At 68.0% G+C, this 22,122-nt stretch carries 18 protein-coding genes; 6 read left to right on the top strand and 12 right to left on the bottom strand.

Annotated features, from left to right (window positions below; translation table 11 throughout):
• Window positions 1-3: 3 nt before the first annotated feature.
• Together clpB and ABC347_RS12095 are read right to left on the bottom strand one after the other, a co-directional pair.
• A complete protein-coding gene (gene clpB / locus ABC347_RS12100) occupies window positions 4-2,583 on the bottom strand; it encodes an ATP-dependent chaperone ClpB (RefSeq protein WP_413245975.1) in 2,580 nt (859 codons plus the stop codon).
• A 263-nt stretch (window positions 2,584-2,846) separates the two neighbouring features.
• Window positions 2,847-3,233, bottom strand: coding sequence for a hypothetical protein (locus ABC347_RS12095; protein ID WP_413245974.1), 387 nt, complete (start codon window positions 3,231-3,233; stop codon window positions 2,847-2,849).
• 257 nt (window positions 3,234-3,490) lie between these two features.
• Between ABC347_RS12095 and ABC347_RS12090 the strand changes: the two genes are divergently transcribed.
• Window positions 3,491-6,391 (top strand): M16 family metallopeptidase, encoded by a 2,901-nt coding sequence (locus ABC347_RS12090; protein ID WP_413245973.1) that lies wholly within the window; start codon window positions 3,491-3,493, stop codon window positions 6,389-6,391.
• A gap of 6 nt (window positions 6,392-6,397) precedes the next feature.
• Here ABC347_RS12090 and ABC347_RS12085 read toward each other — a convergent pair whose 3' ends face one another.
• Window positions 6,398-6,802, bottom strand: a complete 405-nt coding sequence (locus ABC347_RS12085; protein ID WP_413245972.1) for an endonuclease domain-containing protein — start codon at window positions 6,800-6,802, stop codon at window positions 6,398-6,400.
• A gap of 94 nt (window positions 6,803-6,896) precedes the next feature.
• On the bottom strand, window positions 6,897-8,102 hold the full coding sequence (locus tag ABC347_RS12080; protein WP_413245971.1) for an LL-diaminopimelate aminotransferase: 1,206 nt from the start codon (window positions 8,100-8,102) through the stop codon (window positions 6,897-6,899).
• Window positions 8,103-8,229: 127 nt separating this feature from the next.
• Between ABC347_RS12080 and ABC347_RS12075 the strand changes: the two genes are divergently transcribed.
• The 3 genes from ABC347_RS12075 to clpS all read left to right on the top strand — a co-directional run bounded on the left by ABC347_RS12075 (window position 8,230) and on the right by clpS (window position 11,774).
• Window positions 8,230-10,005 carry a PHA/PHB synthase family protein gene (locus ABC347_RS12075; RefSeq protein ID WP_413245970.1) on the top strand — a complete coding sequence of 592 codons (1,776 nt, stop codon included), beginning with the start codon at window positions 8,230-8,232 and terminating at the stop codon, window positions 10,003-10,005.
• Window positions 10,006-10,245: 240 nt separating this feature from the next.
• A complete protein-coding gene (locus ABC347_RS12070) occupies window positions 10,246-11,253 on the top strand; it encodes a phasin family protein (RefSeq protein WP_413245969.1) in 1,008 nt (335 codons plus the stop codon).
• Between the two features lie 191 nt (window positions 11,254-11,444).
• Window positions 11,445-11,774 carry an ATP-dependent Clp protease adapter ClpS gene (gene clpS / locus ABC347_RS12065; protein WP_413247051.1) on the top strand — a complete coding sequence of 110 codons (330 nt, stop codon included), beginning with the start codon at window positions 11,445-11,447 and terminating at the stop codon, window positions 11,772-11,774.
• 122 nt (window positions 11,775-11,896) lie between these two features.
• On the opposite strand, the gene ABC347_RS12060 is transcribed toward clpS, so the two are convergent.
• On the bottom strand, window positions 11,897-14,404 hold the full coding sequence (locus ABC347_RS12060; RefSeq protein WP_413245968.1) for an ABC transporter permease: 2,508 nt from the start codon (window positions 14,402-14,404) through the stop codon (window positions 11,897-11,899).
• Window positions 14,401-15,096 (bottom strand): ABC transporter ATP-binding protein, encoded by a 696-nt coding sequence (locus ABC347_RS12055; protein WP_413245967.1) that lies wholly within the window; start codon window positions 15,094-15,096, stop codon window positions 14,401-14,403. The genes ABC347_RS12060 and ABC347_RS12055 overlap by 4 nt, the downstream gene beginning before the upstream one ends.
• 55 nt (window positions 15,097-15,151) lie before the next feature.
• On the opposite strand from ABC347_RS12055, the gene ABC347_RS12050 reads away from it, so the two are divergent.
• On the top strand, window positions 15,152-15,826 hold the full coding sequence (locus ABC347_RS12050) for an arylesterase (RefSeq protein ID WP_413245966.1): 675 nt from the start codon (window positions 15,152-15,154) through the stop codon (window positions 15,824-15,826).
• A gap of 151 nt (window positions 15,827-15,977) precedes the next feature.
• Window positions 15,978-16,523 carry a c-type cytochrome gene (locus tag ABC347_RS12045; protein ID WP_413245965.1) on the top strand — a complete coding sequence of 182 codons (546 nt, stop codon included), beginning with the start codon at window positions 15,978-15,980 and terminating at the stop codon, window positions 16,521-16,523.
• On the opposite strand, the gene ABC347_RS12040 is transcribed toward ABC347_RS12045, so the two are convergent.
• Genes ABC347_RS12040 through ppsR form a run of 6 tightly spaced genes read right to left on the bottom strand, consistent with a single transcriptional unit; the run spans window position 16,495 to window position 22,106 of the window.
• Window positions 16,495-16,719 (bottom strand): hypothetical protein, encoded by a 225-nt coding sequence (locus ABC347_RS12040; protein WP_413247050.1) that lies wholly within the window; start codon window positions 16,717-16,719, stop codon window positions 16,495-16,497. The genes ABC347_RS12045 and ABC347_RS12040 overlap by 29 nt on opposite strands.
• A gap of 59 nt (window positions 16,720-16,778) precedes the next feature.
• A complete protein-coding gene (locus ABC347_RS12035; protein ID WP_413245964.1) occupies window positions 16,779-17,270 on the bottom strand; it encodes a TspO/MBR family protein in 492 nt (163 codons plus the stop codon).
• A complete protein-coding gene (locus ABC347_RS12030) occupies window positions 17,267-18,445 on the bottom strand; it encodes a geranylgeranyl diphosphate reductase (RefSeq protein WP_413245963.1) in 1,179 nt (392 codons plus the stop codon). Before ABC347_RS12030 ends, ABC347_RS12035 begins: the two co-directional genes overlap by 4 nt.
• Window positions 18,442-19,716, bottom strand: coding sequence for a BCD family MFS transporter (locus ABC347_RS12025; protein ID WP_413245962.1), 1,275 nt, complete (start codon window positions 19,714-19,716; stop codon window positions 18,442-18,444). The genes ABC347_RS12030 and ABC347_RS12025 overlap by 4 nt, the downstream gene beginning before the upstream one ends.
• Entirely contained in the window at window positions 19,713-20,621 is a 909-nt protein-coding gene (gene chlG / locus ABC347_RS12020) for a chlorophyll synthase ChlG (RefSeq protein WP_413245961.1), read from the bottom strand. Before chlG ends, ABC347_RS12025 begins: the two co-directional genes overlap by 4 nt.
• Window positions 20,622-20,669: 48 nt before the next feature.
• Window positions 20,670-22,106, bottom strand: a complete 1,437-nt coding sequence (ppsR, locus tag ABC347_RS12015; protein ID WP_413245960.1) for a transcriptional regulator PpsR — start codon at window positions 22,104-22,106, stop codon at window positions 20,670-20,672.
• Window positions 22,107-22,122: the final 16 nt, after the last annotated feature.

Genomic DNA, 22,122 nt, shown 5'->3' with positions numbered 1-22,122 from the left:
CCGTCAGCTGACCTTCAGATCCAGCGCGCCGTCGCCTTCGTCTACGGTAACGAGGGCGCCGTCGCGGACTTCGCCTCTCAGGATGGCGTCGGCGAGCGGATCCTGCAGATATTTCTGCACCGCGCGCTTCAGCGGCCGGGCGCCGTAGACCGGATCATAGCCGACCCGCCCGAGCCACGCGCGCGCCGCATCGGTCAGCGAAAGCGCGATCTTGCGATCCTTCAGCAGCTTCTGGACGCGAGCCACCTGGATATCGACGATCGGGCCCATATGGGCCTGGCCGAGCCGGTGGAACAGGATGATCTCGTCCAGCCGGTTCAGGAATTCCGGGCGGAAATGCGCGCGGACGACATCCATCACCTGCGGCTCGACGCTTTCGACCGGCTGATCCTCGGGCAGGTTCGACAGATATTGCGAGCCCAGGTTGGAGGTCAGGATGATCAGCGTGTTCGAGAAATCGACCGTGCGGCCCTGGCCGTCGGTCAGCCGGCCATCGTCCAGCACCTGAAGCAGGATGTTGAACACGTCGCCATGCGCCTTCTCGACTTCGTCGAACAGGATCACCTGATAGGGGCGGCGGCGGACGGCTTCGGTCAGCACGCCGCCTTCCTCGTAGCCGACATAGCCCGGGGGCGCACCGATCAGCCGCGCGACCGAATGCTTCTCCATGAACTCGCTCATGTCGATCCGCACCATCGCGGCATCGTCGTCGAACAGGAAACCGGCGAGCGCCTTGGTCAGCTCGGTCTTGCCGACGCCGGTCGGCCCCAGGAACAGGAAGCTGCCGAGCGGACGGTTGGGGTCCTGCAGGCCGGCCCGGCTGCGGCGCACCGCCCGCGCGACCGCGGCCACCGCATCGGCCTGGCCGATGACGCGCTTGCCCAGCGTCTCTTCCATCGCGAGCAGCTTGTCGCGCTCGCCTTCCAGCATCTTGTCGACCGGAATGCCGGTCCAGCGGCTGACCACGGACGCGATATCCTCGGCAGTCACTTCCTCACGCAGCATCGCGCCGACACCGGCGCCCTGCGCCTCGGCAAGCTGCTTCTCCAATCCCGGGATTACGCCGTAGCTGAGCTCGCCGGCCTTGCCGAGATCGCCCTGGCGCTGCGCCTGATCGAGCTGCAGGCGCGCGGCATCGAGCTGTTCCTTCAGCTTCGCCTCGGCGTTGATCTTGTCCTTCTCGCTCTGCCAGCGCGCGGTGAGCTCGGCCGACTGCTGCTCGAGTTGCGCCAGATCATAGTCGAGCGCGCCCAGCCGATCCTTAGACGCTTGGTCGGTCTCCTTCTTCAGCGCCTCGCGCTCGATCTTCATGCGGATGATGCGGCGATCGAGCGCCTCGATCTCCTCGGGCTTGCTCTCCACTTCCATGCGCAGCCGCGAGGCGGCCTCGTCCATCAGGTCGATCGCCTTGTCGGGCAGGAAGCGATCGGTGATATAGCGGTTCGACAAGGTCGCCGCCGACACCAGCGCGCCATCGGTGATGCGCACGCCGTGGTGGAGTTCATATTTGTCTTTCAGCCCGCGCAGGATCGAGATCGTGTCCTCCACGGTCGGCTCGCCCACGAACACCGGCTGGAAGCGCCGCTGGAGCGCGGGATCCTTCTCGACATGCTTGCGATATTCATCGAGCGTCGTGGCGCCGATGCAATGCAGCTCACCGCGCGACAGCGCGGGCTTCAGCAGGTTGGAGGCGTCCATCGCGCCCTCGCCCTTGCCCGCCCCAACCAGCGTGTGCATCTCGTCGATGAACAGGACGATGTTGCCGTCGGCACCCTTGACCTCGTCGAGCACGCCCTTCAGCCGCTCCTCGAACTCGCCACGATATTTCGCGCCCGCGATCAGGCTGCCCATGTCGAGCGCCATCAGCCGCCGATCCTTCAGGCCGTCGGGCACGTCGCCATTGGCGATGCGTAGCGCCAGGCCTTCGGCGATCGCGGTCTTGCCGGTACCGGGCTCGCCGATCAGCACGGGATTGTTCTTGGTGCGGCGCGCGAGGATCTGGATGGTGCGGCGGATCTCCTCGTCACGGCCGATGACCGGATCGAGCTTGCCGTCACGCGCGGCCTGGGTGAGATCGCGGGCGAACTTCTTCAGCGCGTCATAACGATCCTCGGCGCCGGCGGTATCGGCGGTGCGGCCGCCGCGCAGATCGTTGATCGCCTTGTTGAGCGCATCGGGCTTCACGCCGGCGGCGGCCAGCGCCTTCCCGGCGGTGGTGGTGGACGACAGCGCGAGGCCGAGCAGCATCCGCTCGACGGTGACATAGCTGTCGCCCGCCTTGGCGGCGATCTGTTCGGCCTGGTCGAGCGCGCGGACGGCATCATTGTCCAGCCCCGGGGTCGCCTGCGCGCCGCCGCCGGTGACGGCGGGGACCTTGGCGAGCGCGGCATCGGTTTCGCGCAGCGCCGTGACGGGATCGCCGCCGGCGGCGCGGATCAGGCCCGATGCCATGCCCTGCTCGTCCTCCAGCAGCGCCTTCAGGATGTGCTCGGCGCCGATCCGCTGATGGTTCATGCGGATCGCGACGGTCTGCGCCGACTGGAGGAAGCCCTTGGCGCGATCGGTGAATTTTTCGAGGTTCATGCCAGTCCCCTGTGTCTATCGTCGCGATATGGTGTTGCCTTCATGCAACACAAGGGCATGAGCTGTGTCATTCCGGGACGAAGTTCACAGTGTTCAAAGGACGTTCGAGACGGCAATTTTTACCTGCGCGCGGCGACCGGAGAAGCATCCTTCGTCGCAACGATGCCATGCCAAATCCTACTTTGGAAGGGGCTGGCGGCACGTCGCGATGACCAAGGGTTCGCCCTAACCGGGCACGGCCTTCGGGCTAACGATCAATCTGGTCATTGCCGCGCAGCGAAGCGCCGCTTCAGGACTTGCCAAGTGGTGACCTGGAAGTCGGGGTCATCGGCTTCAAAGACGGAGCAGTCGATTTCCACCTCGATCGTTCTGGACTGATAGCCGACCGTGTTGCGGGCAAGAAATTCTGCATCCGAGGCCGGGGTTCCCATCAGCATCCGGGCCATCATGAATAGGATGATTATGAACATGATCGCGAGCATCGCGACGGCAGGGAAAAAGCCCAGTGGGCCGGATCGAGTTGGAATCAGATTGGCAACCGTCTCAGCCGTGTCCCGAAAGATCAGTGCGAGGAGCAGGGTCAACCCGAAGCCCGTGGCAATCCATGCCAGCCTCGTCAGATCACGGTTCTTGAGTTCGTGATAAGTCATACGAATGCCTTGAGCCGACCGCCGGATAGGGCCGGGCGGATGCTCGGTCCATATTGGCAGGACGAAGAGCGCGGCGCTACCTTGTGCTCAACCCGACCGGACCCCGACCTGCGCCGGGGTGCTGTGCCTGCCGGTATGTCGCTGGTCGAAGCCGCGGAGTCGTCAGTCGAATGGGGAGTGACGGCGGCGGCGCTCGGTTGCCGCCCCGTGGTGGGCCGCTATGCTGGCGGCAATCCTTCATCTGTTCGGGATGCCTCATGACCCGCTTCCTTCCGCTGCTGCTCGCTTCCACCATCGCCGTCTCCGCGCCCGCGCTTGCGCAGCAGGCGAAGCCCGCGCCCGTTGCCGATCTCGTCCGCCAGGTGAAGATCGCGCACCAGTCGTTCACGCTGCCCAACGGCCTGCGTGTCTATGTGCACGAGGATCGCAAGGCACCGGTGGTGGCGGTGTCGGTCTGGTACCATGTCGGATCGAAGGACGAGCCGAAGGGCAAGACCGGCTTCGCGCATCTGTTCGAGCATCTGATGTTCAACGGATCCGAGAACTCGCCGGGCGACTTCTTCGAGCCGCTGCAGCAGGTGGGCGCGACCGACTATAACGGCACCACCTGGTTCGACCGGACCAACTATTTCGAGACGGTGCCGACCCCGGCGCTGGAGCGCGCGCTGTTCCTGGAAAGCGACCGGATGGGCCATCTGCTGGGCGCGGTGACCCAGGAGAATCTGACCAACCAGATCAACGTGGTGCAGAACGAGAAGCGCCAGGGCGACAACCAGCCCTATGGCCTGGTCGAATATGCGCAGCTGGAAGCGCTGTTCCCCGAGGGCCATCCCTATCATCATTCGACGATCGGTTCGATGGCGGACCTGAGCGCGGCCAGCCTGGATACGGTGAAGGACTGGTTCCGCCAGAAATATGGCCCGAACAACGCGGTGCTGGTGCTGGCCGGCGATGTCGACGTGGCGACCGCCAAGCGGCTGGTGACCAAATATTTCGGCGACATCCCGCGCGGGCCCGAAGTGACGCCGGCGGCGGCACCGGTGCCGACGCTGGCCGCCCCCAAGGTGGAGACGATGTACGACCGCGTCGCGCAGACCCGCATCTACCGGGTGTGGGCGGTGCCGGGGCTGACCGACAAGGATTCGGCGGCGCTGGACGTGGCGGCGGGCGTGCTGGGCGGGCTTGCCAGTTCGCGGCTGGATAATATCCTGGTCCGCCAGGAGAAGCTGGCAACCGCGGTTTCCGCCAGCAACCAGAGCTTCGAGCGGATCGGCCAGTTCGAGGTGACCGCCGACGTGCGCCCCGGCGTGGATGCCGCGGTGGTGGCGAAGCGGCTCGACGCGATCATCGCCGATTTCCTGAAGAACGGGCCGACCGCCGACGAAGTGCAGCGCGTGCAGACGCGCGAGGTGGCCGGCCGCATCAACGGCCTGGAATCGGTCGGCGGGTTCGGCGGCAAGGCGACCGCGATCGCGGAAGGCGCGCTCTATGCCAAGGATCCGGATTTCTACGCCAAGCAGCTGGCAGAACTGGCGGCGGTGACCCCGGCGAAGGCGCGTGAGGTAGCGGCCAAGTGGCTGTCGCGCCCGGTCTATGCGCTGACCGTGGCTCCGGGCGAGCGCAAGGCCTATGAGGAGTCGGACGCGGGCAAGGCCGCCTCGATCCGCCCCTCCTATTTCCGCACGCCGCAGCCGGGCGAGAAGCCGCTGGCGCCGGCCCCGCGCGTGCTGGCCGCGGCGGACGCGCAGGCGACGGGGCCGGGTGCTGCCGCGCGCGGCGGGGTCGATCGGTCGAAGCTGCCGGAAGTGGGCGAGGTCAAGAATCTCGATTTCCCCGATATCGAGCGCACCACGCTCGCCAACGGCATGCCGGTGATCTACGCGCGCCGCACCGCGGTGCCGGTGACGAAGCTGACGATCAGCTTCAACGCGGGCAACGCCGCCGATCCCAAGACCGCGCTCGGCACGCAGGCGCTGACGCTGGCACTGCTGGACGAGGGCACCAAGACCCGCAATTCGATCCAGATCGCCGAGCAGCAGGAGCGGCTGGGCGCATCGATCAGCGCCGGCGCATCGATGGATCGCACCAACGTGACGCTGTATGCGCTGACCGCCAACCTGGTGCCGTCGCTCGACCTGCTGCAGGACATCGTGCGCAACCCCGCGTTCGCACCGGCCGAGGTCGATCGCCTGCGCAACCAGCAGCTGGCCTCGATTGCATCGGAAATGACGCAGCCGCAGGGCCTGGCCTATCGCGCACTGCCGCCGCTGATCTATGGGGCGAACCACGCCTATGGCATCCCGTTCACCGGCACCGGCGACCCGGCGGTGGTGACGAAGCTGACCCGCGACGACCTGATCCGCTTCCATGCCAGCTGGATCCGCCCGGACAATGCCAAGCTGTTCATCGTCAGCGACCGGCCGCTGGCCGAGGTGAAGCCGTTGCTGGACAAGGCGTTCGGCAGCTGGGCGCCGCCGGCCACGCCGAAGGGCGTGAAGGCGGAGGAAGCGGCCCCGGCCGCGCCGAGCCCGAAGATCGTGCTGATCGATCGCCCGCAATCACCGCAGAGCTATATCCTGGGCGGCGAAGTGCTGGGCGTGACCGGCAAGGACGAGCTGGAGGCGCTGGGCACTGCCAACGACGTGCTGGGCGGCACCTTCCTGTCGCGCATGAACATGGATCTGCGCGAGACCAAGGGCTGGTCCTACGGCGTGAACGGCCGCATCAACCGGCTGGAAGGGCGCGTGCCCTATCTGGTGGCGGCCCCCGTGCAGGCCAACCGCACCGGCGACGCGATCGTGGCGCTGAAGGCGCAGATGACCGATTTCCTGGGGCCGAAGGGCATCACCGCGGCCGAGCTGGAGCGCACCATCAACAACCGGTCGCGCGCGCTGGCCGGCAATTTCGAGACGTCGGACGACGTGCTGGGCGGCCTGCAGTCGATCGATCTCTATGGCTGGAAGGACGATCATTACGAGCAGCTGGCCGCGCGCTACCGCGCGATGACGGTGCCCGAGCTGGACGGCATGATCCGCAAGACCGTCGACCCGTCGAAGCTGACCTGGGTGGTGGTCGGCGACGCCGCCACCGTGCAACCGCAGCTGGCGAAGGTCGGCCTGCCGGTGGAAGTAGTGAAGGCGCCGGCCGCGGCGAAGTAGGCGAGGTTACTCCTCCCCCGGAGGGGGAGGGGGACCAGCGAAGCTGGTGGAGGGGTAGCGCGCGCCAGGCGGGGTGCTTGCGATCAGACGCACAACCGCGTCGAGATCAGCGAGCACAGCGCGCGCCGCGATCCTGATGACGCGGACGCCCTGACCTGCCAGCCAGACGTCGCGCCGCGCATCGCGAACGGGTCGTGTTCCGCAGTCGTGCGCCTCGCCGTCGATCCCGACCGCGAGCCGATGCGTGGCGCAGAAGAAGTCGAGCACGTATGGCCCGGCGGGATGCTGACGGCGAAACCGCAGACCCGCCGGTCGAGTTCGCAGGGCCTGCCAGAGCAGTATTTCGGGAAGGCTCATGGCCTTGCGAAGCGTTCTGGCACGGCGCTGGGTTGGTTTCGGGCCGTGGAGCATGCGGCAGCCTACCCCTCCACCATTGCTTCGCAATGGTCCCCCTCCCCCGCCGGGGGAGGATTTCAGTCGGTTCCGCCGCACAACTCCCGGGAAGTCACCCAGTCTTCGCGCCGGTGTTGACGCCCATGCTGGCGAGATATTTTTTCACGTTGCGGGCGGCCTGGCGGATGCGCTGTTCGTTTTCGACCATCGCGATCCGGACATAGCCTTCGCCTTCCTCACCATAGCCCACGCCCGCCGCCACCGCGACGCCGGCATGGGTGAGCAGCTGCTTTGAGAATTCGAGGCTGCCGAGGTGGGTGAGCGCGGGCGGCATCGGCGCCCAGGCGAACATCGAGGCGCGGGGGGACGGGATATCCCAGCCGGCGCGGCCGAAGCTTTCGACCAGCACGTCGCGCCGGCGCTGATACAGGAGCCGGTTCTTCTCGACGATATCCTGCGGACCGTTGAGCGCGGCGCAGGCGGCCGCCTGGATCGGCGTGAAGGCGCCATAATCCAGATAGCTCTTCACGCGGGTAAGCGCCGCGATCAGCGTCTTGTTGCCGACCGCGAAGCCCATCCGCCAGCCGGCCATCGAATAGGTTTTCGACATCGAGGTGAATTCGACCGCGACGTCCTTCGCGCCGGGCACCTGCAGGATCGAAGGCGTGGGGCAGCCATCATAATAGAGCTCGGAATAGGCAAGGTCGCTGAGCACCCAGACCTTATGTTCCTTCGCCCAGGCGACGAGCCGTTCGTAGAAGGCGAGATCGACGACTTCGGCAGTGGGGTTCGACGGATAGCCGACCACCAGCACCGACGGCTTGGGCACGGTGAACTTCATCGCGCGATCGAGCGCATCCCAGTAGCGATCGTCGGGTGTGGTCGGCACCGCGCGGATGGTGGCGCCGGCGATGATGAAGCCGAAGGTGTGGATCGGGTAGCTGGGATTGGGCGCCAGCACGACATCGCCGGGCGCGGTGATCGCGGTGGCGAGGCTGGACAGGCCTTCCTTCGACCCCATGGTGACGACGACTTCGGTTTCCGGATCGAGATCGACCCCGAAGCGGCGGCCATAATAGTTGGCCTGGGCGCGGCGCAGGCCGGGAATGCCCTTGGACGCCGAATAGCCGTGGGCGTCCGGCTTGCGCGCGACTTCGACCAGCTTGTCGATCACGTGCGGCGGCGGCGGCAGATCGGGATTGCCCATGCCGAGATCGATGATGTCCTCGCCCGCCGCCCGCGCCCGTGCCCGCATCGCATTGACTTCGGCGATGACATAAGGCGGCAAGCGCTTGATGCGGTAGAATTCCTCGGACATCTTATCCTCTTGGGCTACGGACTTGGCGGCGCGGGCAGGATCGCCCATGATGACACCAAGGGGCTTGGCTATAGGCCGGATTCGCGCCGCGCGACAGGCGCGATCGGCGGTCGCGAGAGGAGGCCTGATGACGGACGAGACGGGCAAGCCCGCAACCGGGGCTGCGGCGGCCATCCCCAGCCTGGAACAGATGCAGCAATGGACCGGCGTGATCGGTTCCGCCCAGCAGATGATGATGGAATATGTGTCCGCGCAGATGAACCGCGCGGGCAAGGCCGATGCGATCGGCAAGCTGCCGGGCTTCACCGGCGATCCGGCGCGGATCGCCAAGGCGCAGGCCGATTTCTGGGCCGACAGCATGATCATGTGGCAGCGCTTCGTGACGCCGGAAGATCCGCCCGTGCCATCGCCGCTGGCAGCGGCGGCCGACAAGGACCGGCGCTTTTCCGCGCCGCAGTGGCGCGACAACCCGCTGTTCGACATGATCCGCCAGAGCTATCTGATGGTGGCCGATCACATGCTGCGCGGGGTGGACGCGATCGAGGGTGTTGACGAGAAGCAGCGCGAAAAGATCCGCTTTGCCACCCGCGCCTATATCGATGCGGTCAGCCCATCCAACTTCCCCGTCACCAACCCGCAGGTGATCGAGAAGACGATCGAGAGCAACGGCCAGAACCTGCTGACCGGGCTGGAGCGGATGCTGGCCGACATGACCAAGGGCCAGCTCACCCACACGCCGGGCGAGGCATTCGAGCTAGGGCGCAACATCGCGACCACGCCGGGCAAGGTGATCAAGGAAACCGATCTCTACCAGCTGATCCAGTACAGCCCGACCACCAAGACGGTGTTCGAAACGCCGCTGCTGATCTTCCCGCCCTGGATCAACCGCTATTACATCCTGGACCTGAACCCGGAGAAGAGCTTCATCCGCTGGGCGGTCGAGCAGGGCATCACCGTGTTCGTGGTGTCTTGGAAATCCGCCGACGCGTCGATGGCGGACGTGACGATGGACGATTATGTCGAGCGCGGGCAGATCGACGCGATCGACACGGTGCGCGATGCGCTGGGCGTGGGCGGCGTCCACACGATCGGTTACTGCGTGGCCGGCACCACGCTGGCTGCGACGCTGGCGCTGCTGGCGGAGCGGGGGCAGGCCGACAAGGTGGCAAGCGCGACCTTCTTCACCGCGCAGGTCGATTTCGAGCAGGCAGGCGACCTGCAACTGTTCGTGAGCGAGGACCAGATGGCGCTGCTGACGGCGCTATCGGCCGAGCATGGCTTTCTCGACGGGCGCTACATGGCGGCCACCTTCAACCTGCTGCGCGGGCGTGACCTGATCTGGTCCTACGTCGTCAACAACTACATGATGGGGCAGGATTACCCGCCGTTCGACCTGCTCCACTGGAACGGCGACACCACCAACCTGCCTGCCAAGTGGCACAAGGCCTATCTGGAAGACCTGTACCGCGACAACAAGCTGGCGCAGGCCGGCGAATATGTGGTGGCGGGGACGCCGATAGACCTGGGGCGGGTGAAGACGCCCTGCTATATTCAGGCCGGCCGCGAGGACCATATCGCGCCGGCCGAAAGCGTGTGGAAGCTGACCCATCATTTCCGCGGACCGATCCGCTTCGTGCTGGCGGGATCGGGGCATATCGCGGGCGTGGTGAATCCACCGAGCGCTGGCAAATATCAATATTGGACCAATGACCGCGAAGTGGCGACGCTGGACGAATTCGTCGCGGGCGCGACCGAGACACGCGGCAGCTGGTGGCCCGATTGGCTGGACTGGATCGCCGCGCGATCGGGCAAGCAGGTGCCCGCCAAGAAGGCGCGTGTGCCGGGGAAGGGCAGCCTGGCCGCGATCGAGGATGCGCCCGGCCGCTATGTCCGCAGCCGCTGAACGCACGGCGGAAACAGTCTGAAACTTGCCGATCCGTTTGCGGTGCGGTAACGGCGAGGATCTCGTTCGCCGCGCGTTATCCCTTCATCGGAATCCGTGGCGTGGCGGCAGGTTAGCCCATATATCGTTGGGCCGAATTTGATCGTTCATGACCATTTTGCTGCAGTGCACAAAAGCACTTGCAATATGCTTGCTCAGCCATTATTGTGCGTTGCAACAACGATGGTTGGGAGTGTGAGCATGTCCGCTAATGGTTCTGGCAAGAAGCCTGCGAAGGCGGCTGCGGCCAATGGCGGCAAGCTGGCACCCGGCCTGCCTGGCGGCGCTGCGGTCAACACCGCAACTACGAAGCCTGCGGCACCAAAGCCGGCGATCGCCAAGCCCGCGCCCACCGCCGACAAGCCGGTGGTGAAGCCGGAAGCGATCGTGGCCAAGGCCGATGCGGTGAAGCCCGAGGCGTCCAAGCCGACCGCGACGAAGCCGGAAGCGATTGCCGCCAAGGCCGAAGCGCCGGCGCCTGCCAAGAGCGATCCTGCCAAGATCGAGCCGGTGAAGCCGGCCCCGATCAAGGCCGAAGCGCCGGTGGCAAAGCCCGCGCCCGCCCCGGCCCCCGTGGCGGCGGCGCCTGCCCCCAAACCGAAGCCCGCGGCCCCCGTGGCCGCCAAACCCGCCGCGCCTGTCGTCCCGGCCGCGGCAAAGCCGAAGCCGGTCGAACCGGCCAGCCCCGTGACGAAGACGACGACCGAAGAAACCAAGCCGAGCCCGGTGGCAGCCACCGCGCCGCTGATGAAAGGACTGACGACCATGGCAACGACTTTCGAGAGCACCAAGGCCAATGCCGACAAGGTGATGGGCGACTTCAACGACCGCGCCAAGGGTGCGATGGAGAAGTCGGCCAAGATGGCCGAGGAAATGACCGAGTTCACCAAGGGCAATGTCGAGGCGCTGGTCGCTTCGGGCCGCGTCGCCGCCAAGGGCGCCGAGACGATGGCGCAGGACGTCGCCGAGACGATGAAGAAGCATTTCGAGGCCTCGACCGCCGCGATGAAGAGCTTCGCGTCGGTCAAGTCGCCGACCGAGCTTTTCCAGCTGCAGAGCGAGTTCGCCAAGAGCTATTTCGACACCGCCGTTTCGGACGCGTCGAAGTTCTCGGAGAGCTTCCTGAAGCTGGCCGGCGACATCGCCCAGCCGCTGTCGAGCCGCTATGCGGTTGCGGCCGAGAAGATCAAGACCAACGCCGCGATCTGATCCGGATCGCCCGGCAACGGGTTTTCGGACGGCCGCCCCCTGACCGGGGCGGCCGTTTTCGTGCGTCCGGCACCCGGCGACCCTTGCCCTGCGGGCATGGCTTGCCATATTCTGCCTGTTCCGAGGAGGCGTGAGCGAAGATGCGTGCGGTTGCACCGATGATCAGCGATGCGTGCCCCGCGCCCATGCAGATGGCGGGGCGCAAGGAAGGCGATGACGACACCGGCACGGGCCTGGGTGTCGCCACCCGTACCCGGACGCGGACCAAGAAACCCAGCCCCTACAAGGTGCTGATGCTGAACGACGACTACACCCCGATGGAATTCGTGGTGCTGTGCCTGCAACGCTTCTTCCGGATGAGCATGGAGGATGCGACGCGGGTTATGCTGCACGTCCACCAGAAGGGCGTCGGCGTGTGCGGCGTATTCAGCTATGAAGTGGCGGAGACGAAGGTTTCGCAGGTGATCGACTTCGCCCGGCAGAACCAGCATCCGCTGCAATGCACGCTGGAGAAGGCGTGAGCCAGAGCAGCGGCGACTGAGGCGCGTCCCCCCCCGTTTGTCCCAAGCGATGTCGAGGGACTTTGCGGGCGGCGGAGCGCGTCTCGACTTCGCTCGACACGAACGGGTTGTAAGGTCCGGCTCTAGAGCCGCCGCAGCGCCTGTGCCGGGCGCGCGGACAGCAGCGGGAGCGAGCCGGCAAGGCCGATCCCAAGCGTCAGCAGTGCACCGCCGCCAAGCGTGGCGAGCACCACCACCCAATCCGGCGCCCAGCCGAAATCGAACAGCTGCACGATAACATACCAGCCCGCGGCCAGCCCCAGCGCGAGCGCGACCGCGGCGAGCAGCGCGGCCAGCACCGCATATTCCAGCGCCTGCGCGGCCAGCACCTGCCAGCGGGTGGCGCCCAGCGTGCGCAGGATCACGCTGTCGTAGCTGCGGACCTGGCGCGAGGCGGCGATCGCGCCGATCAGCACCGCGATGCCGGCGAGAATGGTGACCGAAGCCGAGATCAGGATCGCTGTGGCCATCTGATCGAGGATCGTACGGACCTGACCGATCACTTCGCTGACCGCGATGATCGAAGCCGAGGGGAAGGCGGCAAGCATTGCACGCGAGACCGCGCCTTCATGCGCGCGATCGATATCGATGGTGGCGGTCAGGCTGTGCGGCGCGCCGGCCAATGCGCTGGGCGAGAAGACCAGCACATAATTGAAGCCGAGCGTATCCCAGTTGACCTTGCGCAGCGATGCGATCCGCGCGGTGATCTCGCGGCCGAGCACGCTGACGGTGAGCGTATCGCCGACCCCAATGCCGAGCGTCTTGGCGGCCTCGCGATCGAGCGACACCAGCGGCGGGCCGGCATAATCGGCTGGCCACCAGCGCCCTTCCACCAGATCGCTGCCCTGCGGCAGGCGACCGCTGTAGGTGACGCCGCGTTCGCCGCGCAGGAACCAGGCGCCTTCGGGCAGCGTCTTCAGATCGGCGACACGGGTGCGGCCATAGGCGGTGATCGTGCCGCGCATCGAGGGGACGATGTTCAGCTGCGCTTCGGGCGCGGCAGCCCGCACGGTGCGGACGAAGGCGGCGCGGCTGTCCGACGGGATATCGAGCACGAACTGATTGGGCGCGCGCGCCGGCACGGTGCGGCCGATCTCCGCTGCCAGGCTGGTCTGGATCGCGGCGAGCGTGACGAACAGGGTGAGCGCCAGGCCGAGCGCGATCACCAGCGGCACGGTCTGCGCGCCGGGGCGGTGAAGATTGGCGAGCGCCAGCCGCAACAGCGGACGCGACGGTCGCGGCAGCCGCGCCGCCACCCGGCGGATGCCCGCACCGATCGCCAGCAACAGCAGCAGCACCGCGGCGACGGCGCCGAGCACGATCGCGGTGAACAGCGGATCGCGCGCCGTGACAAGCGCGAGCGCGGCCACCCCCGCCGCCATCGCTGCCACCAGCCCGCGCGTGCGCCGATCGACCGAGCGACGCGCTTCGAGCAGATCGCGGAACTGTGCGGCGGCGGGGATCATTCGCGCGCGCGCCAGCGGGGCGGCGGCGAATGCGAAGGCGATCAGCAGTCCGTAGGCGGCGCTCGTCGCCAGCGGCAACGGGAACAGCGCGAAGCCCGGCTGCACCGGCAGCAGATCATGGGTGAGCGCCACCAGCGCCGCGGGCAGGAGCGCCCCCAGCAGCAGCCCGCAGCCGACCGCGAGCCCGGCGACCGCACCGATCTGCATCCGATAGATTCGCGCGATATCGGCGGACGTGGCGCCCAATATCTTGAGCGTAGCGATGCCGTTCCGCTTGAGCGCGAGATAGGAAGCGACCCCGTTGCCGACGCCGATGCCGGCGATCACGAGTGCGGCCAGCCCGATCAGCGACAGGAACTGCCCCATCCGCTGGAAGAAGCGATCCGCGCCCGGCGCGGCGCGGCCGCGATCCTTATATTCGAACCCCGCCGACGGGAACCGCGCCTTGAGCGCATCGATCGCGGCTTCGGGATCGCGCGCGGGCGGCATGCGCACGCGATACTTGCTTTCGAACAGCGCGCCCGGCTGCAGCAATGCGCTGCGGGCAAGGCCATCCAGCGATACGATCGCGACCGGCCCGAGCGTGAACCCTTCGCCGACGCGATCGGGCTCTGCCGCGATGATGCCCGCAATCCGGTAATCGGCGACGCCGTAGCGCAGCAGATCGCCGGGCTTGACCAGCAGCCGTTCGGCCAGCGCGCGATCGATCAGCACCGCATCGGCCGCCAGCGGGCGATAGCGGCCTTCGGTCAGCGTGAGCGCGCCATAGAGCGGGTAGCGCGGATCGACGCCCTTGAGTTCGGTCAGCACCGCTGCGGTCCGGCCGGGCACGCGCGCCATCGCGCGGGTGCGCACCGTATCGCTGACCGTGCCGAGCCGGGCGAGCGCGGCGCGTTCGGCCGGTGCGATCTGGCGCTGGGTCATCGCGATCTCGATATCGCCGCCCAGCAGCGTGCGGCCCCGCGCGGCAAGCTCGCCGGTGATCGCGGAGGTCAGGCTGCCGATCGCGGCGAGCGTGGTGACGCCGAGCAGCAGGCAGACGAACAGCAGCCGCAATCCGCGAAAGCCGGCGTGGAGATCGCGTCGTGCGATCCGCCAGCTGGCGGCCCAGCCGAGCCCGGTCACGCCGCGCGATCCGCGACGATCCGGCCATCGCGCATTTCCAGCACGCGATCGCAGCGCCGCGCGAGCGCGGGATCATGGGTGATGATCAGCAGCGTGGCGCCGGCGGCGGCCTGGCGATCGAACAGCAGATCGACGATCGCGCCGCTGGTCGCGCCATCGAGATTGCCGGTCGGCTCGTCCGCGAACAGGATCGCCGGGCGGGCGACGACCGCGCGCGCGATCGCCACGCGCTGCTGTTCGCCACCCGACAACTGCGCGGGATAATGGTGGATGCGGTGGCCCAGGCCGACGGCGGCCAGCTCGTCCGCCGCGCGGGCGAAGGCGTCGGGCGCGCCGGCCAGTTCCAGCGGCACGGCGACATTTTCCAGCGCGGTCATCGTGGGCAGCAGGTGGAAGCTCTGTAGCACGATGCCGATGCGGCCGCGACGCGCCTGTGCCAGCCCGTCTTCCCCCAGCGTGCGATAATCGATGCCGGCGACGCGGACATCGCCGCCACTGGCCTGTTCGAGCCCCGACAGGATCGCCATCAGCGACGACTTGCCCGAGCCGGACGGCCCCAGCACCGCCACGCTGCTGCCGGCCGCGATATCGAGATCGATGCCTTTCAATATCTCGGTGGGGGCGGCGTCGGTGCCCAGCGTCAGCGTGACATTGCGGACATGGATTGCGATAGCATCGGCATCGATCGGCACTGGAAGGGGTTCATCCTTGCGACTGAGAGACCTTGCATATGTGGCGACAACGGCGATGCTCCAAGCGCTGGCGGGCTGTTCCGGCGAAAATGCCGATCCGGCTGCGCCGGCGAACATGGGGGCAGGCACGGAGCCGGCGGTGACCGCGGCGGTGCCGAACCCCGATGGCAAGCTGGTGGTGGCATTCGGCGACAGCCTATATGCCGGTTATGGCGTGCCGGCGGGCGAGAGCTTTCCGGCCGAGCTGGAAAAGGCGCTGGCCGGCAGCGGGATCGCGGCGCGAGTGGTGAATGCCGGGGTCTCTGGCGACACCAGCGCGGCCGGGCTGCGGAGGCTTGCCTTCACGCTGGACGGGCTGGAGCGCAAGCCGGACCTGGTGCTGGTGAACCTGGGCGGCAACGACATGCTGCGTGGGATCGACCCGGCCGAGGCGCGCGCGAACCTGACCGCGATCTGCGAGGAACTGAAGCGGCGTGGCATCCCGATCCTGCTGACGGGGATGGTGGCCGCCCCCAATCTGGGCCCCGATTATGCGAGCGCGTTCAACCCGATCTATGCCGATCTGGCCGAGCGATACGACGCGGTGCTGGATCCCTTCTTCCTGGCCGGCGCGATCGGCGATCGGACGTTGATGCTGCCCGATCGCGTGCATCCCAACGCGGCTGGGATCGACCGGATCACGGCCCGCGTGGCGCCGCTGGTCGCCGCGAAACTGAAGGCCGAAGGATAAAATCAATCAAGCTTTTCGGGCGCGGAACAACGGCGATGGTTGCGCGATTTTGACACTGGCGAATGTCCGGCAGACGGGGCATCTTCGCCCGCGACCGGGTGACGGCAGCGTCTTCCGGCGAAGTTGGAGAGCCGCTGTCGTTGGAGGGATTATGCCTGGAATGAAGTCGATCGGCGCAACCGCCGGTATGGTGACCCTGGCCCTTTTGTCGGCCTGTTCGAGCCCGAAACAGCCTGAAAGCGAAGCTGCCGACACGACAGCCGCGACTACGACGACCGCAGCCGCCAACACCAGCGAAGCCGCCCCCGCCGCGACGCCCGCGGCCGGCGCGACCGCGGCCCCCGCCGCCGATTCCACCGACACGCTGAGCGGCGCGACCTTCGCGTCGTTCACTGGCGATGCCGCCAGCGGCGAGAAGGTGTTCGTGCAGTGCAAGACCTGCCATTCGCCGGAGGCCGGGCAGAACCGGATCGGCCCGTCGCTGCACGCCATCGTCGGCCGCGCCGCCGGAACGGTGGCGAACTACACCTATTCGCCCGCCAACAAGAATAGCGGGATCACCTGGAGCGAGGCCAAGCTGTTCCAGTATCTCGAAAATCCGCAGCGCGTGGTGCCGGGCACCAAGATGACGTTCGCAGGTGTCAAGGACGACCAGAAGCGTGCCGACGTCATCGCCTATCTGAAGACGCTGAGCTGATCGAACGGCGCCGGCGCAGGTCGATGACATGCGCCGGCAGCGACAGCGCGAGCGGCAGTGCGATCGCCGGCCAGGGCGCGCCGGTGAGCGCGCTGCGCAACCCGATGATCATCAGCGCGCCGGGCAGCAGCATGGCGACGACATCGCCGGCGCGTGTGCGATCGCGCGCGATCAGCCACAGGCCTTCGGCGAGCATCACCAGCAGGATCAGATCGGCCGCATGGCCGCTGGCGAACAGCCGGGCGAGCGCGTCGTTCAGCCGAACGGCCCGTTCAGGCGCACGACCGCGAGATTGAGCGCAAGCGCGACGCCGACCCAGGCGAGATAGGGCAGCAGCAACGCCAAAGCGAGCCGCGAGCGGCGCCCGCACAGGATGACGAGCGCCGCCACCGACAGCCAGAGCGCGACGCCTTCGACCAGCGCCCAATCGGGCCGGTGGAAGCGGAAGAACAACAGGCTCCAGACGATGTTCAGGAAACCGTTCAGCGCGAACATGCCGAACAGCCAATCCGCCTCGTGCGCGCTATCGGTGGCGCTCCACGCGCTGACCGCCGCGACCGTGACCGACGCATAGATCAGCGTCCAGGCGATGCCGTAAGCCGCATCGGGCGGTGCCCAGGCGGGTTGTGCGAGCGAGCGATACCAGGGGCCGAGATCGGTGATGGTGGCCCCCATCACCGCGACCATCGCGGCGAGCGCCGCCGCCACCAGCATCGGCATCAGCCAGGCAGTGCCAAGCCGGGTCATCCCGCCGATCTCAACAAATGGCCGAGATCCTTGAAGAAGATGCGGGCGTGCGCGGCCGGGCGGGCGCGCACCAGTTCCTTGTTCATATAGGCCTGCCAAGTCAGCCGCTGGACATCGGGATCGGCGCACATGGCCACGAAGCGTTCGCGGCGGCGATCGCTGCTGTACCAGAAATATTGCATGATCCCGAGGATCCAGAATACCCGGCCATGCGCACGCATGAAGCGCTTGCGCGCCTGCGCCAGTGCGCGTGGCCGGCCGGTCGCGAGAAATTCGTGGACCGCCGTGGCGGCTTCGCGGCCCGCCGCCATCGCATAATAGATGCCTTCGCCGGATGCGGGCGCGACCACCCCCGCGGCATCCCCCGCGACCACCAGATCGCGGCCATTATCCCACCGCTTGAGCGGCTTCAGCGGGATCGGCGCGCCTTCGCACCGGATCGTCTCGCACGCGGCGAGGCCGGTCTGCGCCCGCAGGTCCGCGATGGCGGCGCGCAGGCTCGCCCCTTTCAGGGCGCTGCCGACGCCGATGCTGGCAGTTTCGCCGTGCGGGAAGATCCAGGCGTAGAAATCCTGCGAGTAGCGGCCCTGATAGACGACGTCGCAACGCGCCGGATCGAAGCCGGTGCCTGCGGGTGGCGACTTCACGATCTCGTGATAGGCGAACACGCAGGGCACGCGATCCGCACCCTTCAACTCGGCCCGGGCGACCGCGGACCGCGCGCCATCCGCGCCGATCACGCTGCGCGTGCGCAGCTCCAGCTCCGGCCCGTCGCGCGATTGCCGGTACACGACGATGGCGGTGCCGTCGGCCGCGCGGTCGATCCGCTCGAAACTGCCGGTGCGTCGCTCCGCCCCGGCCAGCGCGGCACGGGCGCGGAGCCATTCGTCATAATGTTCGCGATCGACCATGCCCACGAAGCCGCCCTCGACCGGCATGTCGACCGTGCGATCGGACGGTGCGATCATCCGCGCGCTCGTGGCGCGGCCGACCAGCAAATGATCGGGAATCGCGAAATCGCGGATCAGCCGCGGTGGAATCGCGCCGCCGCACGGCTTGATGCGGCCGGCGCGATCGAGGAGGAGCACCCGCCGCCCGGCGCGCGCGAGATCGGTGGCCGCCGTGGCCCCGCACGGGCCGCCGCCGATCACCACCACATCCCAGTCGATGCTCATGCCATCGCCTTTCGCAGCATCACGCGCGGCGCGGGCGCGACACGGGTCGCGATCCAGGCAGCGGCCAGGAACAACAGCGCTTCCCCCGCGAACACCAGCAGGAAGGCGGTGGGCACGGCAACGATCGTGCGCAGCGCATCGACGCCGATCGCGCCGAGCAGGCCGCCACAGCCGAAGGCGATCGCCTGCGCGGCGCCCCACAGTCCCATGCGGATGCCCGCGCTGCCCTGGCCGGCCGAGGCCAGCGCCATCATCGCGCCGATCGCCGCCACCGCGAACACGCCATTGGCAAAGCCCAGCAGCGCGATCGTAGGAGCGAGCGGCCAGCCGGGGCCGGCCAGCGCGGCGGCGGCAAGGCCGGCCAGCGCCAGCGCCGATCCGATGCAGCCCGCCACGATCAGCAGCGGGCCGCGGGCATGACGGCCGGCGAGCCCGGTCGCGATCATGCCCAGCATCACCGCGCCGTGCTGGACGCCGGCGAGCCGCGTCGATTCGCCGGGCGTGTAGCCGAAGCGCAGGCCGGCGAACGGTTCCAGGATCAAGTCCTGCATCGCATAGGCCAGCATCGCCATGAAGACGAACAGCGTGAAGCGGCGCGCGGGCGCATCCTGCCAGACCGCGGCCAGCGCCGCGCGGAATGCGACCGGCGCATCGGCAGGGGGTGGTGGCAGCGCCGCCCGCTCGACGCCGTGGACCGCGGCCAGCGCGAGCAGGAAAGCGGCAAGCGCGACCGTGCCGGCGACACTGGCCAGCCGCGCGGGCGTGAACGGATCGATGAGGCTGCCGGCGACCCCGGCCGAGATCGCGATGCCGGCGACCATCATGATCCATGTGGTCGCGGCGGCCGCGGCGCGCCGTTCCGGCGGCACGGTGGCGGCAAGCAGCGCCAAGAGCGACGTGCCGGCCGCGCCGACGCCGGCACCGATCATCGAGAAGGCCAGGATCGCGGCCAGCAGCCCCGCGGCCGATCCGGCACCCAGGACCAGTACGGCATCCACCGCCAGCAGCGTGCCGAGCGCGAGCAGCGCCATGCCGCCGACGATCCACGGGGTGCGGCGGCGTCCGCGATCCGACCCGTGCCCGCTGAGCGGCCGGCTGAGCTGCACCGCATAGTGCCAGGCGACCAGCCCGGCCGGCAACGCTGCGGGCAGCGCATATTCGACGACCATGATGCGGTTGAGCAGCGACGTCGCCACCATCACCAGCGCCCCGATCGCGGACTGGACCAGCCCGAGCCGCACGATCGCGATGGTGACGGGCGACGGCCTCATCCGCCGATCACCCCGCCCAGGCCGAGGGCTGCGGCCAGCATGCCGAGCACATAGGCGGTGGTGCCGGTGGCGTTGTACCAGGGCGCATGGGCGCAAGGGTCGCGCAGCAGGCGGATCATCAGCCCGAACTGGGTGACGAGCAGCGCGGCCACCACCAGCGCGGCCGCGATATGATCGAGCCGCAGCAACAGTGCGACCACCGCCATCTGCGGCAGCGCCATCGCGACGCAGGCGATCCGTGCCGCGCGATCGATACCGATCGTGGCGGGCAGCGATCGCACACCAGTGCGCCGATCGCCTTCGACCGCCTTGAAGTCGTTCAGCGTCATGATGCCCCAGGCACCTGCGCTGTAGAGCAACAGTACCGCCAGCACGGGCGGCGGCGGCAGCGCGCCGGCCATCACGCTCGCGCCGGTGAACCAGCTGAGCCCTTCATAGGTGAAGCCGACCGTGGCCGGGCCCCAGACCCCGCTGGCCTTCAGGCGCAGCGGCGGCGCGCTATAGGCCCAGGCGCAGGCGATGCCGACGCAGCCGGCGGCGAACACCCAGGGGCCGATCGCGCCGGCGACCAGCAGCGAGAGCAAGGTGCCCGCCAGCGCAATCCGCAACCCCCAGTCACCTGCGATCCGGCCCGAGGGGATCGGGCGCTGCGGTTCGTTGATGGCATCGACATGGCGATCGAACCAGTCGTTCACTGCCTGGCTGGTGCCGCAGACCAACGGCCCGGCCAGCACCACGCCCGCGATCAGGAAGGGCCAGCGCGCGCCCAGCGGCACGCCCGAGGAGACGACTCCGCACAGGAAGGCCCACATCGGGGGAAACCAGGTGATCGGCTTCAGCAGCTCGAGTATGTCACGCGGCGCCGGAAGCGGTGCGGGCAGCGACAGGAGCGAGGGCCGGCTCATGCGAGCAGGCTATGCCTGACGTCCTAGAGTGTCAACGCGTTTGGACAGTCAGCCGCGGTCCTCATCGCGCGCGGCGAGGCCGTGGCGATGCAGCTTCGAATAGAGGCTCTGCCGGCTGAGGCCCAGGATCTCGGCCGCCGAGGCGCGGTTGTCGGACGTGTAGCTGAGCGCCGCTTCGATGCAGAGCCGCTCGATCAGGTCGGTGCTCTCGCGCACGATTTCCTTCAGCGACATCCGGCCGACGAGTTCGGTCAATTGTTCGACCGAACGTGGCAGATCGCGTTCGGCGGGCGGCAGATCGCGCAGGCGGCGGCCGACGCCGCGGATCGCGAAGCCATAGATGTCGCCGGTCTGGTCGCGGACCGAGACCGCCGAAACCTCGACCTCTTCCTGCGCACCCATCTCGTCGCGCAGGATGGTCGAGACATTGCGGGCGGCGCCATGCTCGCGCAGCTGCCCGACAATCAGCTCGATATCGATGCCAGGCCGACCCAGCCAGTCGCCAAGCCTGCGGCCGGCCACACGTTCGGCGGACACCGATTGGGTAAGTTCGACGAACGCGGCGTTGGCGATGAGGATGCCGAGCCGGCGATCGGTGAGCACGAAGGCATCGGGCATGCGATCGACGACGGTGCGCAGGCGATCGTCGATCGCGGTGGCGCGGTTGGCTTCCGCCTGCGGCGCGAGCTGGACCAACAGCAATGCGGCATCGTTCTGGCGGAAGGCAGAGGCAGTGACCTGCATCTCCACGCCGTTGGCCATGGTAAGCGTGACGGGTACTGCGCGGCCGGTCGCGTGGGCGGCGCCCAGCGCCGCGATGAGCGCGTCCTGCGCATCGGCGGCGACGAGCGCGCCGGCCGGCTGGCGGACCAGCGTGCCGGGCGCCAGCGCGAGCGCGGCATGCGCGGCGGGGTTCGCCTCCAGGATACGGCGCGTGCTGGCATTGATCACCAGCACCGGATCGGGCGAGAGATCGAACAGCAGCCGATAGCGCGACTCGGCCTGGCGCAAGCGCAGATAATCGCGTTCCAGCGATTGTTGGGTCTGCAGCAGCCGCTGTTGGGTGGCGGCCTGGGCGCGCAGATCACGACCGATCGCGACGAATCCCGAGCCCGCGGCCAGGCAGACATAGCGGATCGGCACCACGCCGGCAGAGGTGGGATGATTGACCTGGCGCCAGCGGCCCGGCGCGCCGCGCGCGGCATCGGCCAGCATCTCGCGCACCTTGGCGCGGGATTCCACGGTGACGAGATGTTCGAACGGGTGGCCGGTCCATTCCTCGACATCGTCGATGGGATCGACATCGCCGAATGCCATGCTGGCGACGACACCGTCGCCCGACAAGGCCAGCACGATATCGCCCGATGCGGCCAGGATGCCGGCCAGCGTATCGACGGGGAGCGGGCTTGAGACGGCTTCGGCCACCGCGGCGAACCGCGCGATCAATGGTCGAATGCCTTGCAGGGATGCGTCGTGGTCGTTCATCACCGCGCCGCCGCTG

This window comes from Sphingomonas canaveralia, from assembly GCF_047238125.1.
Classification (GTDB): Bacteria; Pseudomonadota; Alphaproteobacteria; order Sphingomonadales; family Sphingomonadaceae; genus JBDFMH01.
This window is presented reverse-complemented; position numbering and strand designations above follow the sequence as displayed.